15 protein-coding genes are annotated in these 14,786 nt (G+C 67.5%); 4 read left to right on the top strand and 11 right to left on the bottom strand.

Annotation, left to right across the window (positions count from 1 at the left end):
• Positions 1-80: 80 nt before the first annotated feature.
• Positions 81-1,679, bottom strand: a complete 1,599-nt coding sequence (locus MKI84_RS15165) for an ABC transporter substrate-binding protein (RefSeq protein ID WP_241620841.1) — start codon at positions 1,677-1,679, stop codon at positions 81-83.
• Between the two features lie 263 nt (positions 1,680-1,942).
• On the opposite strand from MKI84_RS15165, the gene MKI84_RS15160 reads away from it, so the two are divergent.
• Positions 1,943-3,139 (top strand): acyl-CoA dehydrogenase, encoded by a 1,197-nt coding sequence (locus MKI84_RS15160; RefSeq protein WP_241620839.1) that lies wholly within the window; start codon positions 1,943-1,945, stop codon positions 3,137-3,139.
• 33 nt (positions 3,140-3,172) lie between these two features.
• Here the strand turns inward: MKI84_RS15160 and MKI84_RS15155 are convergent, their stop codons facing one another.
• From MKI84_RS15155 to MKI84_RS15125, 7 genes are all read right to left on the bottom strand, one after another.
• Positions 3,173-3,562 (bottom strand): methylglyoxal synthase, encoded by a 390-nt coding sequence (locus MKI84_RS15155; RefSeq protein ID WP_241620838.1) that lies wholly within the window; start codon positions 3,560-3,562, stop codon positions 3,173-3,175.
• The gene (locus tag MKI84_RS15150) at positions 3,559-4,008 is read right to left on the bottom strand and encodes an RrF2 family transcriptional regulator (RefSeq protein WP_241620836.1); all 450 of its coding nucleotides are present in this window, start codon (positions 4,006-4,008) and stop codon (positions 3,559-3,561) included. Before MKI84_RS15150 ends, MKI84_RS15155 begins: the two co-directional genes overlap by 4 nt.
• 127 nt (positions 4,009-4,135) lie before the next feature.
• The gene (locus tag MKI84_RS15145; protein ID WP_241620834.1) at positions 4,136-4,300 is read right to left on the bottom strand and encodes a hypothetical protein; all 165 of its coding nucleotides are present in this window, start codon (positions 4,298-4,300) and stop codon (positions 4,136-4,138) included.
• A gap of 40 nt (positions 4,301-4,340) precedes the next feature.
• Positions 4,341-5,678 (bottom strand): ATP-dependent DNA helicase, encoded by a 1,338-nt coding sequence (locus MKI84_RS15140; RefSeq protein WP_241620832.1) that lies wholly within the window; start codon positions 5,676-5,678, stop codon positions 4,341-4,343.
• 38 nt (positions 5,679-5,716) lie between these two features.
• Entirely contained in the window at positions 5,717-6,556 is an 840-nt protein-coding gene (locus MKI84_RS15135; RefSeq protein WP_241620830.1) for an EamA family transporter, read from the bottom strand.
• A 109-nt stretch (positions 6,557-6,665) separates the two neighbouring features.
• Positions 6,666-7,505, bottom strand: a complete 840-nt coding sequence (locus tag MKI84_RS15130; protein WP_241620828.1) for a DMT family transporter — start codon at positions 7,503-7,505, stop codon at positions 6,666-6,668.
• 139 nt (positions 7,506-7,644) lie between these two features.
• On the bottom strand, positions 7,645-9,114 hold the full coding sequence (locus MKI84_RS15125) for an NAD-dependent succinate-semialdehyde dehydrogenase (RefSeq protein ID WP_241620826.1): 1,470 nt from the start codon (positions 9,112-9,114) through the stop codon (positions 7,645-7,647).
• Positions 9,115-9,363: 249 nt separating this feature from the next.
• On the opposite strand from MKI84_RS15125, the gene MKI84_RS15120 reads away from it, so the two are divergent.
• Positions 9,364-9,732: a hypothetical protein gene (locus MKI84_RS15120; RefSeq protein ID WP_241620825.1), complete on the top strand. Its 369-nt coding sequence runs from the start codon at positions 9,364-9,366 to the stop codon at positions 9,730-9,732.
• 10 nt (positions 9,733-9,742) lie between these two features.
• Here MKI84_RS15120 and MKI84_RS15115 read toward each other — a convergent pair whose 3' ends face one another.
• Positions 9,743-12,157: a DNA translocase FtsK gene (locus MKI84_RS15115; RefSeq protein WP_425353846.1), complete on the bottom strand. Its 2,415-nt coding sequence runs from the start codon at positions 12,155-12,157 to the stop codon at positions 9,743-9,745.
• Here MKI84_RS15115 and MKI84_RS20780 point away from each other — a divergent pair.
• Positions 12,147-12,419, top strand: a complete 273-nt coding sequence (locus MKI84_RS20780) for a hypothetical protein (RefSeq protein WP_241620943.1) — start codon at positions 12,147-12,149, stop codon at positions 12,417-12,419. The genes MKI84_RS15115 and MKI84_RS20780 overlap by 11 nt on opposite strands.
• Before the next feature lie 169 nt (positions 12,420-12,588).
• On the opposite strand, the gene MKI84_RS15105 is transcribed toward MKI84_RS20780, so the two are convergent.
• Entirely contained in the window at positions 12,589-12,912 is a 324-nt protein-coding gene (locus tag MKI84_RS15105; protein WP_241620821.1) for a GNAT family N-acetyltransferase, read from the bottom strand.
• A 209-nt stretch (positions 12,913-13,121) separates the two neighbouring features.
• On the opposite strand from MKI84_RS15105, the gene MKI84_RS15100 reads away from it, so the two are divergent.
• The gene (locus MKI84_RS15100; RefSeq protein ID WP_241620820.1) at positions 13,122-13,742 is read left to right on the top strand and encodes a nitroreductase family protein; all 621 of its coding nucleotides are present in this window, start codon (positions 13,122-13,124) and stop codon (positions 13,740-13,742) included.
• Between the two features lie 23 nt (positions 13,743-13,765).
• On the opposite strand, the gene MKI84_RS15095 is transcribed toward MKI84_RS15100, so the two are convergent.
• The gene (locus MKI84_RS15095; RefSeq protein ID WP_241620818.1) at positions 13,766-14,662 is read right to left on the bottom strand and encodes a LysR family transcriptional regulator; all 897 of its coding nucleotides are present in this window, start codon (positions 14,660-14,662) and stop codon (positions 13,766-13,768) included.
• Positions 14,663-14,786 lie beyond the last annotated feature (124 nt).

The following is a 14,786-nucleotide window of genomic DNA, read 5'->3' as shown; positions in this document are numbered from 1 at the left end:
ATAGCGCGGGACGGGCGGTGCGGTATTGCAGAAAAGCACGGTGCCGGCGAAGCGCTCCCTCCGCCGGCACCGTCTTCACGTCACTTCAGGTCGACGCCGTAGAATTCGTGGCGGCCGAACGGGCTCACCTTGTAGTCCACGACTTCCTTGCGGGTCGGCTCGTACACCACCGAATGGGCGATGGTGAACCACGGCGCCTCTTCCTTCACGATCACCTGGGCCTGCTCATAGAGCTTGGTACGCTCGCCCACGTCCGAGATGGTCTTCGCCTTGTTGATCAGGGCGTCGAAGTCCTTGTTGCACCACTTGGCGAGGTTCTGGCCGCCCTGACGGGCCGCGGTGCAGCCGAGCAGGAAGAAGAAGTTGTCCGGGTCGCCATTGTCGCCGGTCCAGCCAAGCTGGCCGGTCATGTGCTCGCCCTGCTGCATGCGCTTGCGGTACTCGCCCCACTCATAGGACACCAGCTTCGCGTTGACGCCGATCTTGGCGAGATCGGACTGCATCATCTCGGCAATGCGCTTGGCGTTCGGGTTGTAGGGGCGCTGCACCGGCATCCACCACAGGTCGATGTCGAGCGGGGTCTTGACGCCGGCTTCCGCGAGCATGGCCTTCGCCTTCTCGGGGTCGAACGGGTAGTCCTTCACATCCTTGTTGTAGGACCAGATGGTCGGCGGGATCGGGTTGATCGCGGCCTGGCCGGCACCCTGGTAGACGTCCTTGATGATCGCGGCCTTGTCGACCGCCATGTTGAAGGCCTGGCGGACCTCCTTCTTGTCGAAGGGCGGCTTCTCGTTGTTGAACGCCCAATAGGCGATGTTGAGCCCCGGCTGGGAGATCAGGTTCACCACCGGATCCGTCTTCAGCGCGGCGATGTCGGCCGGGTTCGGCGCGATCATCACGTGGCACTCGCCCTTCTTCAGCTTGGCGTAGCGGGCGGTCGGGTCCGGGGTGATGGCGTAGACCAGATTGTCGAGCGGCGCCTTGCCGTCGAAATAGCCCGGGAACGCCTTGTAGCGGATAACCGCGTCCTTCTGGTAGTTCACGAAGGAGAACGGGCCGGTGCCGACCGGAATCTGGTCGAACTGCTCGGGCGTACCCTTCTTCAGCAGGTAGTCGGCATATTCGGCCGACATGATGGTGCCGAAGTCCATGGCGAGGTTCGCCAGCATCGGCGCGTTCGGCTCGGTGAGGGTGAACTTCACCGTGTAGTCGTCGACCTTGTCGATCGACTTGAGCAGGTCGGGCATGCTCATGTCGTTGAAGTAGTCATACGCGCCGCCCGTGACCTTGTGGTACGGGTTTTCCGGCTTCCACTGGCGCTCGAACGAGAACAGCACGTCATCCGCGTTGAAGTCGCGGGTCGGGGTGAAGCCGTTGACGCCGGAATGGAACTTGACGCCCTTGCGCAGCTTGAAGACCAGCTCCAGCCCGTCGGGGCTGACGGTCCAGCTTTCGGCCAGGGACGGGACGACCTCGGTCGTGCCGCGCTTGAATTCCACGAGCTGATTGTACACCGGACGGGCCGCATCGAAGCTGGTGCCCGTGGTGTTCAGCGCCGGCGTGAAGTTCTCGGGGCTGCCTTCCGAGCAGTAGACGAGCGTCTTGGCCGCGTAGGCCGGCGCGGAAAGCGCAGTCAGCACCGCGGCCGCGATGGCCACTTTGGCATTAAGTACCCGCATGATGAAATTTTCCCTCTAAGGACTGGTTCGGCACCTGCCCAGTTTGTGGGCCGGATTATTGTTTGGGCTCCGCCGTCCAATAATGGGATCCAATCACGCCTCTGGAAATTGTGCAATCTCACCCCACCCCCCGACCAAAGTCTTAGATCTTTGGATTGCCGCTTCCTACAGGACCCGCGAAGTCATCCCGGATGCGCGTCGGCGTGCGACGTTGTATGACCGGCGGGCCGGTCCGCATCGCCGGCACGGTCTGGAGAGTCCCCATGAGTGCCGCGTTCGCCAAAGCCGTTTTCGACTGGGCCGATCCGTTCAATCTCGACGGCCAGCTCACCGAGGAGGAGCGGCTCGTGCGCGATACGGCGCGCGACTACGCACAGGAAAAGCTCCTGCCGCGCGTCGCCTCCGCCTATATGGAGGAACGGTTCGATCGCGACATCATGGACGAGATGGGCGAACTCGGCCTGCTGGGGCCGACGATCCCTGAGGAATATGGCGGGGCGGGGCTTGGTTATGTGTCCTACGGGCTGGTCGCCCGCGAGGTGGAGCGGGTGGATTCGGGCTATCGCTCGGCCATGAGCGTGCAGTCCTCGCTGGTGATGCATCCGATCAACGCCTATGGCAGCGAAGCGCAGAAAAAGAAGTATCTGCCGAAACTTGCGCGCGGCGAGTGGGTCGGCTGCTTCGGCCTGACCGAGCCGGATGCCGGTTCCGATCCCTCCGGCATGCGCACCCGCGCCGAGAAGATCGACGGCGGTTACCGTATTACCGGCACGAAGATGTGGATAACCAACGCGCCCATCGCCGACCTCGCGGTGGTGTGGGCGAAATCGGCTGCCGATGACGGCGCGATCCGCGGCTTCGTGCTGGAGCGCGGCGCCAAGGGGCTGTCCTTCCCGAAGATCGAGGGCAAGCTCAGCCTGCGCGCCTCCATCACCGGCGAAATCGTGATGGACGGCGTCGAGGTGCCGGAGGAGGCGATACTGCCGGGCGCCGTCGGCCTCAAGGGACCGTTCGGCTGCCTGAACCGGGCGCGCTACGGCATCGGCTGGGGCACGATGGGCGCGGCGGAAGCCTGCTATGCCTCGGCGCGGCAATACACGCTCGACCGCCGGCAGTTCGACCGTCCGCTCGCCGCCAACCAGCTCATCCAGAAGAAGCTCGCCGACATGGCGACCGAGATCACGCTCGGCCTCCAGCTCGCCTTGCGCGCGGGCCGCATGTTCGATGCCGGCGAACTGCCGGTCGAGGCGATTTCCATGCTGAAGCGCAACAATTGCGGCAAGGCGCTGGAGATCGCCCGGCAGGCCCGCGACATGCATGGCGGCAACGGGATTTCATCCGAATTCCCGGTGATGCGCCACATGATCAATCTGGAGACCGTGAACACCTATGAAGGCACGCACGACATCCACGCGCTGATTCTCGGCCGCGCGATCACCGGGCTGCAGGCATTCTTCTGAACGGGCTTCGCTCAAACGCCGCGCGGGCTTGGCTCATCCGTGCTGCCGCAGGCTGGCGATCACCATATGCGCGGTGGATTCGTTGAGCGCGAGCGGGATGTCGTAGACCAGCGCCACCCGCATCAGCGCCTTGACGTCGACGTCGTGCGGCTGCGCGCTCAGCGGGTCGACGAAGAACACCAGCGCGCGGATGCGCCCCTCCGCGATCAACGCGCCGATCTGCTGGTCGCCCCCCAGCGGACCGCTCTTCAGTCGCGTGAGGCGCAGTTCCGGGCAGGCTTCGAGAATGCGCCCGCCGGTGGTGCCAGTCGCCACGATCTCGAAGCGCGCGAGCACCTCGCGATGGGCCAGCGCCCACGCGACCATTTCGTCTTTCTTGCTGTCATGGGCGACGAGGCCGATCAGGCCGGACGGTAAGCTCATATGTTGTACATCAGGTCGGCGTTGGGGGTTTTTCCGAACACGATCATGTCGTGCAGCGACATGCCGTCGAGAATGTCCGACATGGCGTCACGCACCTTGCTCATGGTGATGCGTACCGCGCAGCTTTCCAGGTCCTGGCAGTCCTGGCAGGGCACATAGGCGCTCTTGCTGGCGCAGGAGAGCGGGGCGAGGGGGCCGTCGAGCGTGCGGATGATATGGCCGATGCGGATGTCACGCGGGTGACGCGACAGTCCATAGCCGCCGCCGGGGCCCTTCTTGGAGCGCACCATGCCGGCATTGCGCAATTCCAGCAGAATGGCGTCGAGAAACTTCTTGGGGATGTTGTTGGCGCTGGCGATCTCCGCGCCCATCGCGCTGCTGCCCGGCTCCAGACGTGCCAGATGCAGCATGGCCTTGAGGCCGTATTTGCCCTTGTTGGTCAGCATGCGCGCCGCCTGATCCCGCTCACGGCCGACGAATCCCGCTCTGTGGCGCCAGCTCCCCATATAAATGGTAGATCAGGCCGACTTTTTCCAGCGCGTCGCGGTGAATTGCCGGTCGAAACGCCGGATATCAGGGTGCCGGGTTCTCAAGAGCAGCCATCGGAGGCGTTCCCGCCAGCAGGCCGGGCAGCGGATTTCCGAACAGAACGGCCGCCGCGATCGCGCCGTAAGCCAGCGCGAACAACAACTTGTCTCGGGTGCGGCGCAGGCCGGGCTGGCGGAGGAGCTTTCTCATGTCCATAATCTATCAACAATATGGACTATGTAAAGACCGTTCAGCCGTCGCTGTGGACACGAAGGCCAGCGGCCTCGAAAGCGGCGCTGAACGCGGCGACGCGGCGGTCGATTCGAATGTCGCTACTCCGCAGCGGGCGCACCAGCGACAGCCCTTCGAGCGATCGGGCGCGCGAGAGTGCGACATAGGCCTGCCCCGCCGCGAATGCGCCGGTGTCGAGGTCGATGCGCACGTCTTCCAGCGTCAGGCCCTGTGCCTTGTGCACCGTCACCGCCCAGGCCGGCACCAGCGGGATTTGGGTGTAGGTGCCGACCACCTTGGCGGCGATCTTTCCGGTCGCCTCGTCCCAGTCGTAGCGGATGCGCTCCCAGCTCGTGCGCTCGATCTCGGCGACGCCGCCGGCATCCAGCCGCACGAAGGCGCGGTCCGGGCTCAGGCCGAGCACGGTGCCGACCGACCCGTTCACCCATTGCTTCTCGGGATCGTTGCGCACCGCCATGACGCGGGCGCCGACCTTCAGCGTCAGTACTTCCGGCACCGGCAGGCGGTCATTGGCGAGGTCGAACTCGCCCTCGCTGCGCCCTTCATAGAGCCGCCCGCCATCGGCGAGCTGCTCCATGCCGCGCCGGTTATAGGCGTCGACCCGCGTATTTGTGGGCGCCAGCACCACGGGGATGCGCCCCTCGCGATGGGGACGCATCGAGGCAGCGTTGATCGCGTCGACGGCCTCCATCACCCCGCGCCCGGCGCGCAGGGCGGCGAGATGCGCCACGAAATCGGCGTCGCTCTGGCGGTAGACCGTGGTGAACGGCAGGCGGGCGACGTCGACCTCGGTCAGTACGCGCGCATCGAACGCGAAGGGCCCCTCATAGCCGAGATGTCCGAGCAGCTCGCGCTCTGTCGTCGGCACCACGGGCGGCAATTGCAGGAAGTCGCCGACGAGCACCACCTGCACGCCGCCGAACGGTTCGGGATTGCCGCGCGCGATCCGCAGGGAACGGTCGACGGCATCGAGTACATCGGCGCGCACCATGGAAATCTCGTCGATGACGAGGCGTTCCAGCTTCTTCATCAGCGTGCGCTTCTGCGAGCGCGGCTTCACCTGCTCGGGGTCCATCAGGCGCGGGGGCAGGCCGAAGAAGGAATGGATGGTCTGCCCGCCGAGCTGGAGCGCGGCCACGCCGGTAGGCGCCAGAAACGCTTGCCGCGAGCCGCCATGCCGGCGCAGCGCATGCAGGAAGGTGGTCTTGCCCGTGCCAGCACCGCCGAGCACCATGATCACCGGCGCGCCGTCCTGAACGACGGAAAGCGGCCCGGCGAAAGCATCGGCCGGCAGCATCTGGGGAGTGGAGCGAATCGTGGCGCGGGCATCGGTCATGGGGCCAATTGAGCACAGCCCGGCCGATGGCGCGAAATTCAGTGCAGCTTGATGAGCATCAGCCCGGCCACGATCAGCCCGGCGGCGAGGATGCGCTCGCGGCGCAGCGGCTCGCGAAGCACCACGACCGCGATGACCGCGCCGAACAGAACGCTGGATTCGCGCACCGCCGCGACGAGGCCGATGGGCGCCCGCGTCATGGCCCAGATCGAGATCCAGTAGGCCGATAGCGACATCGCCCCGCCGGCAAAGCCCGGCCCGATGAAGCCCAGCACGGGCTTGAGCGCGCGGGGGCCTTTCCAGGCGAGCGCGAAGGCCGTGATCATGATGCTGTCCATCACGAACAGCCAGGCGGAATAGAGGTGCGGGCTCGCGGCCGAGCGCGCGCCGAGCCCGTCGACCAGCGTATAGGCGGTGATCGAGACCCCGCACACCAGCGCTAGCCGCAGCGCGGTGCGATCGAATTTCGCCCCGGCACGTCCCCAGGCGATTGACAGGATGCCGAGCGTCAGCAGCAACACGCCGCCGAGGCCCTGAAGATCGATATCCTCGCCGAGCAGGAGCAGCGAGAGGATCGTGGTCATCAGCGGCGCGCTGCCGCGGGCGATGGGGTAGACAAGGCCCATATCCGCCAGCCGATAGGCGCCCGAAAGCGTGAGGTAATAAACGAGGTGGATCAGGATCGAGGCGATGATCCACGGCCAGACATGGAGTTCCGGCAGGCCGAAATAGAGTGCCGGCGGAAGGGCGATGATGCCGCAGGCGGCATTGACCAGCACCACGGCGAGGAACGGGTCCAGCCGGATCTTGAGGATCGCGTTCCAGCCGGCATGCATGGCGGCGGCGGCGAGCACCGCGAGAAAGACGCTGGGTTCCATGGGGCCGGTCGGTCACGCGGCCGGCGGGGGCCGGCGGGGAGGGAAAGCCGGCTCTATAACCCATCGCGCGCCGTCTGCCGAGCGCGGCCAGCACATGGCCCTCGCGTGCTCAATGCAGCTTGATCAGCGCGAGCCCGCCCACCACCAGGAAGGCGGCGACGATGCGCTCGGCATGGAGCTTCTCATGCAGCACGACCACCGCCATCAGGGCGCCGACGAGCACGCTGGATTCCCGCACCGCCGTCACCAGCCCGATCGGCGCCCGCGTCATCGCCCAGATCGAAAGCCAGTAGCTGACAAACAGCAGGGTTCCGCCCCATAAGGCGAGCGAGAACATGCCCGGCGCCATCACGGCAGCGCGCCGCCGTGGCGAGGCGAGGACGAGCGCCCCGACCAGCACCGCGTCGCAGACGAACAGCCAGGTAGTGTAGGCATTGGCGGAGCCGGCAAGGCGGGCGGCCGTGCCGTCGATCAGCGTATAGCCGGTGATCGCGACGCCGGAACCCATGGCGAGCAGCAGCGCCTGCCCCTCCAGAACCCGGCCGAGCGAGCGGCGGGCCAGCACAACGATGCTGGCCGCCAGCAGTGCGATTCCCACCACGCCCAGAACACCGATCGGCTCATGGAGAACAAGAATGGCGACCGCCGCCGTCATCAGCAGCGCGCTGCCGCGTGCCACCGGATAGGCGAGGCCGAGCTCGGCGCGGGCATAGGCGCCGGCAAGGCAGCCATAATAGGCCATGTGGCAGGCGACCGAGGCCGCGATCAACGGCAGCACCGCCGCATCGGGCGGCCCGAACCACAGCGCGAATGGCGCCGCCGCGATGCCCGCTCCGACGACCACCAGCACCAGCGCCTGAAGCGGATCGACGCGCAGCTTGAGCGCGACGTTCCACCCGGCCTGCATCACGGCCGAGGCGAGGACGACCAGGAAGACGGTGAGATCCATGATGGCATCGGACGGAAGGGAACCCTATCTTGGTACCTGAATATTCCGTGCCTGCCGAGTGGGCGCGCGTCGCTGCCGACGAATAAAAATCCCCGGAGCGCGCCGCTCCGGGGACGTTGCCGTCCATCTGTCCCGGGGCTCACAGCCCGAGCGTGGTGACGAACTTGGTGTTCACATAGGCGTCCATTGCCTCGATGCCGCCTTCCGAGCCGAAGCCGGAATCCTTGATGCCGCCGAACGGCACTTCCGGCAGAGCGAGGCCGTGGTGATTGACCGACACCATGCCGCTCTCTACCCGGCGGGCGAACTCGTCGGCGCGCTTGTGCGAGGTGGTGTAGGCATAGGCGGCGAGGCCGTAGGGCAGCCGGTTCGCCTCCGCGATCACCGCTTCCTCGCTGGTGAAGGGCATGATCGGCACGATCGGGCCGAACGGCTCCTCGTTGAGGATTCGGCTGTCGGCGGCGAGGTCGGTCAGCACGGTGGGCTGGAAGAAATAGCCCTTATTGCCGATGCGCGCGCCGCCGGTGCGCAGGGTCGCGCCCTTGGACACGGCGTCGGCGGTGAGGGCTTCCATCGCATCCACCCGGCGAGCATTGGCGAGCGGACCCATGCGGGTGCTCTCGTCGAGACCGTCGCCGACCTTCACGTTCTTCGCCGCTTCGGTGAAGCCGTCGACGAAGCGCTCATAGAGGTTCTCATGCACGAGCAGCCGGGTCGGCGAGACGCAGACCTGGCCGGCATTGCGGAACTTGGCGCCCGAGAGCAGCTTGATCGCGTGGTCGAGATCGGCGTCCTCGAACACCACGGCCGGGGCATGGCCGCCGAGCTCCATGGTCACGCGCTTCATATGAGCGCCCGCGAGCGCGGCGAGCTGCTTGCCGACCACGGTGGAGCCGGTGAAGGTCACCTTCTTCACGATCGGGTGCGGGATCAGATAGGACGAAATCTCCGCCGGCGAACCGAAGACCAGATTGACCACGCCCTTGGGAATGCCGGCATCCTCATAGGCCTTGATCAGCGCGGCGCAGGAGGCGGGGGTCTCCTCCGGGCCCTTGAGGATGATGGAGCAGCCGGCGGCGAGCGCAGCGGAAATCTTGCGCACCGCCTGGTTGATCGGGAAGTTCCACGGGGTGAAGGCGGCGACCACGCCGACCGGCTCGCGGATCACCTGCTGGTGCACGCCCTCGGCGCGCGGGGCGATGACGCGGCCATATTGCCGGCGGCCTTCTTCGGCGAACCAGTCGATGATGTCGGCGGCGGCAAGCGTCTCGACACGGGCTTCCGGCAGCGGCTTGCCCTGTTCCATGGTCAGGATCGGCGAGATGGCCTCGGCGCGCTCGCGCAGGATCTCGGCGGCCTTGCGCATCAGCTTGTAGCGCTCATGCGCCGGAACGCGCTTCCACACCGCAAAACCCTTTTCGGCGGCGGCGAGCGCATCGTCGAGATCCGCGCGGCTGGCGTGGTGCAGCGTGCCGATCTCTTCTTCCGTCGCGGGATTGAGGATCGGCTGGCTGGCCGGCTTGCCCTCGTGCCGCGAACCTTCGCGCCATACGCCGTCAATGAACAGCAGGACGTCGGGGAAGCTGTGGGCAGGGCTGGCGCTGGACATGAAAGGACCTTTCAACCGGGAGGCGGAGGCGCGCATGGGGCGCTGAAGGGAACGAAAACGTTTCACACCTAATGCCCCGCGCGCCGCTTAGAAAGGGGGGCATGGGCCGAAACGGCATATCTTTGGATGAGTTGGATACCCATGGGCCGCGACACCCGGAAGACGCTGGGGAAAGTGCCGCACGCGGGGAACGGCACGGCTCCGGCATCGTTCTCCTCAGGAGATACCTGCAACAAAGCGGAGTTTCGCATGAGCACGGCAGAACGATTGCGTGCCGACATCGACCGGGGGCGCACCGGCGACAAGGTGCCGTTCTCCGATCCGGCGGCGGCCCCTTTGGGCACGGACGACGAGGCCGCCGGCACGCCGCCCGGCGCGCGCGAGATCGCGCTGGCCCGCGCGCAGGAGACGGGGGGCGACCCGGATCGGGCACCGGGTGCCACCGGCGAGGACCGGCGGCCCTATAATGACGAAGCCGCGGACAGCATGCCCGGCGAGATGCCTACCACCAGGCCTCCCGTCCCGCGCAGCCGCACCCGACGGTCGATCGCCATCCTCATAGGAGCGGCCGTGGTGATGGGCGCGCTGCTGACGCTGTGGGCGACGCTGGTGGCGTGAGGGCGCACCCTCAACGCCCGCTGCGGGAATCCATCAGGATTTCGCGCTTGCCGGCATGGTTGGCGGGGCCGACCAGACCCTCGTTTTCCATGCGCTCCATGATCGAGGCCGCCCGGTTGTAGCCGATCTGAAGCCGGCGCTGGATGTAGGACGTGGACGCCTTGCGGTCGCGCATGACGACGGCTACGGCCTGATCATAGACGTCGCCGCCTTCCTCGCCCATCGCGCTCTTGTCGAACACCGCCTCGTCCTCGGCGGGGAGTTCCTCGTCCTCCTCGGCGGTGACGGCTTCGAGATAATCCGGCCGGCCCTGCGCCTTGAGATAGTCCACCACGCGCTCGACCTCCTGATCGGAGACGAACGGGCCGTGGACGCGGGAGATCCGCCCGCCGCCGGCCATGTAGAGCATGTCGCCCTGACCCAGCAGTTGCTCCGCGCCCATCTCGCCGAGAATGGTCCGCGAGTCGATCTTCGAGGTCACCTGGAACGAGATGCGTGTCGGGAAATTCGCCTTGATGGTGCCGGTGATGACGTCCACGGAGGGACGCTGCGTCGCCATGATCAGATGGATGCCGGCGGCGCGGGCCATTTGGGCGAGGCGCTGGATTGCGCCTTCGATGTCCTTGCCGGCGACCATCATCAGGTCGGCCATCTCGTCCACGACGATCACGATATAGGGGAGGGGAGACAGATCCATGATCTCCTCCTCCTCGGTGATCTGGCCGGTCTCCCGGTCGAAGCCGGTCTGCACGGTGCGGGTGATGATCTCGCCCTTGGCCGCCGCTTCTGCCACGCGCGCGTTGAAGCCATCAATGTTGCGCACGCCGAGGCGGCTCATCTTCTTGTAGCGGTCCTCCATCTCGCGCACCGCCCATTTCAGGGCGACGATGGCCTTCTTCGGGTCGGTGACGACCGGGGTGAGGAGGTGCGGGATGCCCTCATAGACCGAGAGCTCCAGCATTTTGGGGTCGATCATGATCAGCCGGCACTGGTCCGGGCGGTGCCGGTAGAGCAGGCTCAGGATCATGGTGTTGATGGCGACTGACTTGCCCGAACCCGTGGTGCCGGCGACCAGCAGGTGCGGCATGCGGGCGAGGTCGGCGATCACCGGCTCGCCGCCGATGGTCTTGCCGAGCGCGATGCCGAGCTTGGCCTTCGCGGAATCGAACTCGTGGCTCGCCAGCATTTCGCGCAGCCACACCGTCTCGCGGCGCTGGTTGGGCAGCTCGATGCCGATGACGTTGCGCCCTTCCACAACGGCGACGCGGGCGGAAATCGCGCTCATGGAGCGGGCGATGTCGGCCGAGAGGCCGATGACGCGGGAGGACTTGATGCCGGGCGCCGGCTCCAGTTCGTAGAGCGTCACCACCGGGCCGGGATTGGCGTCGATGATCTCGCCGCGCACGCCGAAATCATGCAGCACCTGCTGCAGCTTCACCGAATTGCGCTCGAGGAACTCCTCCGAAAGCTCATAGTCCGGCTCGCTGCCGGGCGGTTCGGCCAGCAGTTCCAGCGGCGGCAATTCGTATTCGCCCAGCCGCGCGATGGCGACGGGAGCGGGACGCGCCGGTTCAGGCGCCGGAAGGGGCGCAGCCACCGGTGCGGCGGCCTGCGCGGGACGCGGCGGGGCAGCAACATGCGCGGGTTCGCGGGCCGCCGGGGCGGGCTGGGCGCCGATCGTAAAGACCGGCCAGGAGAATGAGACTTCGGCAGCGGCCACGGCATAGCTGCCAAGGCTCGCGGCGGGCAGCTCCAGCATGTCCGGCGCCGGTGCGGCGGGCTCCTCGGGCTCCGCCGCATGCTGGCTGGCGGCCTCATGCAGCAGCGCCTCCGGAGTGAAGCTCTCGTCGAAGGTCAAATCATCCGCAAGGTCGTCGTCGACAAGGACGTCATCGGCCAGGAACTGCTGGGCGGACTCGGCCTCGTCGGCCGCGACCATGTCCATTTCCGGGGACCATGCCGGCTCCTGCGCGGGGGAGTGGTCCTGATGCGAGGCGGGCACGGGCGGGCTGTCCCAGCCAAGCTGGATCAGGCCGGCAATGCGCTGGATCGAGGAGGGGGGCTCCGCGGAATCGAAGGTGGGCGCGGCGAGGCCGATGGTTTCAGCCCTGACCGGCTCGGCGGCGATCGCCAGCGCGGCGGCGCTGGTCGCGGTATCGTCGCTCGGGCCGCTCTGTGCCGGCGAGGCGGGCGGCTCCATGGCGACGCTCACCGGTGCCGGCGACACGGCGGAGGCGACGCGCAGCGGCAGGGTGGCCGGGCCCAGCGGCGGCTTGCGCGGCGGCACCCGCAGCACCGGGGTCTGGCTCTGGCGAGACGGGGCGGCGGTTTCGTCCACGACCTCGGCAACCGGCGCGGGGGCGGCGGCCGGGGGCTGGCGGAGCAGATAGTCCGGCGTCCGCGTGAAGCGGGTATTGGACGGCATGGTGAATGGCTGGAGCCAGCTTGGGATCAGGACGCGGCTCTCCGGCGCGCTCGGCATCTTGGCGCGCGGCGGGGTCGGCGCCGGAGCGGCCGGCTTGCTGGCCACCTTGGGCGCAGGGGGAGCGGCAGGCTTTGGGTTCGCCCGCGACAGGAAGCCGGGAGCGCGCGGCGGCGCCCCCGTCGGCTCGGAAGACGTGCTGTCGCTCGAATCGGAAGGGCTCGCCGGAAACCGCATGGGACGTGAAAACCTGTGCCGAGAATGACCCTGGAACGGGAACGTGGTCCCGCTCGTCTGTTGGCCCCAAGGGTGAGGCAGACAGCGTTAATGAAGGGTATGGACGCACGGGTTTTCCCACGGCGATGCACGCGGGACACACTGCCTGACCGGCAGGTGGAGGGAGGCGGGCGCACCGGCGCCCACCTCGGTACGGCTCAGACCGGGAGGCCGAGCGTGGTGCGGATTTCCGGCGCCATCAGGTCGTGGGTTTCCGGGTGCTTCATCATGTAGCGCCCGAACACCGAGCAGCGCGGGATGACCGACAGCCCGCGCTGGCGCGCGCTGGCAAGGCCGGCTTCGACCAGCTTGGTGGCAAGGCCGCGCCCGCCGAGTTCGGGGGGCACCTCGGTGTGCGTGAAGATGATGTGATCGGGCGCCAGCACATACTGGGCGAAGGCGAGATGACCCTCGACCTCGATCTCGAATCGGTCGGCGGCGCGGTTGTCGCGCACCTGGACTTCGCCGTTGATAGCGTTCATGGCAGGCTCCTTGGGAAATCGTCCCGCTTATCGGTTGGTGGGCGTGCGGGATGGTGATGGGATATTGTCGACCAAAACGCCGACGAAGTCGCCCCCGGTAGGCGAGGAATTTTGCCGGGACCTTCCGGCAACGTCCGGAATCGGCCAAGGGTTCCGCAGGAGCGGCCCCCGCGCGTCCGTAGCGCCGGCCCGAGAGTGGAGTTGAACCCATGATCCAATCCCCCGATGCCGCCTCACGTTCCGAGGAAGCGCTGGCCCTGATGGAGCGCCGGCGCTCGGTCGCCGCCGCCGGCCTCATCGAGCCGGGCCCGACGCCCGAGGAGATGGACCGGCTGCTGGCCGTGGCCGCGCGGGTGCCGGACCATGCCATCCTCACCCCCTGGCGCTTCATCGTGATCGCGGACGTGGCGCGGGCGGAACTCGGGGCGCTGCTGGCGGGGGCCTATCGCGCCGGCAATCCGGAGATGGAGCCGGCCAAGCGTGAGAAATTCGCCGGCATCATGTCCCGCCTGTTCCCCGCGCCGGTCGCTGTGGTGGTGGTGAGCCGGCCGAACCGCGAAACGATGATCCCGCCCATGGAGCAGGAGCTTTCCGCCGGCGCCGTCTGCATGAACCTGCTGCACGGAGCTAACACCCTGGGATTCCACGGCATATGGGTGACCGGATGGGCGGCCAACAATCCCGAGGCGCTGCGGCTGCTCGGCCTTGGCGAGGGGGAGCGGGTGGCGGGCATCGTCCATCTGGGCACCGCGCGCGAGGTGCCGCCGGAGCGCCCGCGCCCCGACCTCGCGGCACTGGTCACGCGCTGGCGGGCGCCGGAACGGGTGTGAGCCTCATCGGGCGGCGCGGCCTCCTATGGCTCCTTCACGGTGGCGAGGATCCAGTCGATCAGCGCCCGCGCCGGCTCCGACAGGGTATGGCCGGGCTTGAGCCAGTAGCCGCTCTCCGCACGTGACAGCGCAGGGCCGATCGCGACCAGCGTGCCGTCGGCCAGCGCGCCGTCGACCAGGCCGGCCCAGCCCAGCGCGACGCCCTGATCCGCCATCGCCGCCTGCAGCACCAGCCCATAGGTGTTGAAGCGCAGGTCGCTGGCATTGGAGCCGCGCTCTACCCCCATGGCGTGGAACCAGTCGCCCCAGACGAACCAGCGCGGCTCCGGCGTGCTGTCGAGATGCAGCAGCGGCATGGCTCCGACCCGGCCCGGCTCGCCCGCCAGCCCGTGCCGCGCGGCGAAGCCCGGCCCGCACACCGGATAGACCGTTTCCGGGAAGAGCTGGATCGCCTCGGCGGGAAAGTCCCGGCGCCCGCCGAACAGCACCGCCACGTCCTCCGCCGCCTCCATTCCCGGATCGGCCGCCGCCGAGGCGATGATGTGGACATCCGCTTCCGGGCGCACCTGACGGAACGCGGCGACGCGCGGCATCATCCAGAACGAGGCGAAACCGTAATCGGTAAACAGCCGCACGATCGGCCGGGCGCTGGCGCGGCGGATGGCGCGCGCGGCGGCGTCAAGCTCGGCAACGGCGGCGCTGGCGGCGCGGTGCAGCGTTTCCCCACCCGGCGACAGGGTGCAGCCCCGATGCCCGCGCACCAGCAGAGGGCCGCCGACCTGCTCCTCGAGCTGGCGCATCGTGTAGCTCACGGCCGGCTGCGACAGGCCCAGCTCATGGGCCGCCGCCGTGAGGCTGCCGAGCCGTCCCACGGCGTCGAAAACCCGGACCCAGCCGAGGTCGAGCGGTCGCGTTGCCATAAAAAATCCTGATGTCGATTATCGAAAAAATCCCGCTTCACAGGCCTTGGCATATAACGATTTGATGACACATCGATCAAGGCGGAGTGACGGCCTCCTCCGGCGCTTCATCCTGCGATCTCCC

It is taken from the genome of Ancylobacter gelatini (genome assembly GCF_022601675.1).
In the GTDB taxonomy this organism is placed as follows: domain Bacteria; phylum Pseudomonadota; class Alphaproteobacteria; order Rhizobiales; family Xanthobacteraceae; genus Ancylobacter; species Ancylobacter gelatini.
Note: the sequence above shows the minus strand (reverse complement) of the source record. Positions and strands in the feature narration are given on the sequence as shown.

Coding starts and splice junctions, on each gene's coding strand:
- MKI84_RS15120 (WP_241620825.1), top strand. CDS start 9,364: ATGAGCACGGCAGAACGATTGCGTGCCGACATCGACCGGGGGCGCACC.
- MKI84_RS15115 (WP_425353846.1), bottom strand. CDS start 12,157: ATGCCGTCCAATACCCGCTTCACGCGGACGCCGGACTATCTGCTCCGC.
- MKI84_RS15130 (WP_241620828.1), bottom strand. CDS start 7,505: ATGGATCTCACCGTCTTCCTGGTCGTCCTCGCCTCGGCCGTGATGCAG.
- MKI84_RS15100 (WP_241620820.1), top strand. CDS start 13,122: ATGATCCAATCCCCCGATGCCGCCTCACGTTCCGAGGAAGCGCTGGCC.
- MKI84_RS15145 (WP_241620834.1), bottom strand. CDS start 4,300: ATGAGAAAGCTCCTCCGCCAGCCCGGCCTGCGCCGCACCCGAGACAAG.
- MKI84_RS15155 (WP_241620838.1), bottom strand. CDS start 3,562: ATGAGCTTACCGTCCGGCCTGATCGGCCTCGTCGCCCATGACAGCAAG.
- MKI84_RS15125 (WP_241620826.1), bottom strand. CDS start 9,114: ATGTCCAGCGCCAGCCCTGCCCACAGCTTCCCCGACGTCCTGCTGTTC.
- MKI84_RS15095 (WP_241620818.1), bottom strand. CDS start 14,662: ATGGCAACGCGACCGCTCGACCTCGGCTGGGTCCGGGTTTTCGACGCC.
- MKI84_RS15150 (WP_241620836.1), bottom strand. CDS start 4,008: ATGCTGACCAACAAGGGCAAATACGGCCTCAAGGCCATGCTGCATCTG.
- MKI84_RS15160 (WP_241620839.1), top strand. CDS start 1,943: ATGAGTGCCGCGTTCGCCAAAGCCGTTTTCGACTGGGCCGATCCGTTC.
- MKI84_RS15140 (WP_241620832.1), bottom strand. CDS start 5,678: ATGACCGATGCCCGCGCCACGATTCGCTCCACTCCCCAGATGCTGCCG.
- MKI84_RS15105 (WP_241620821.1), bottom strand. CDS start 12,912: ATGAACGCTATCAACGGCGAAGTCCAGGTGCGCGACAACCGCGCCGCC.
- MKI84_RS15135 (WP_241620830.1), bottom strand. CDS start 6,556: ATGGAACCCAGCGTCTTTCTCGCGGTGCTCGCCGCCGCCGCCATGCAT.
- MKI84_RS15165 (WP_241620841.1), bottom strand. CDS start 1,679: ATGCGGGTACTTAATGCCAAAGTGGCCATCGCGGCCGCGGTGCTGACT.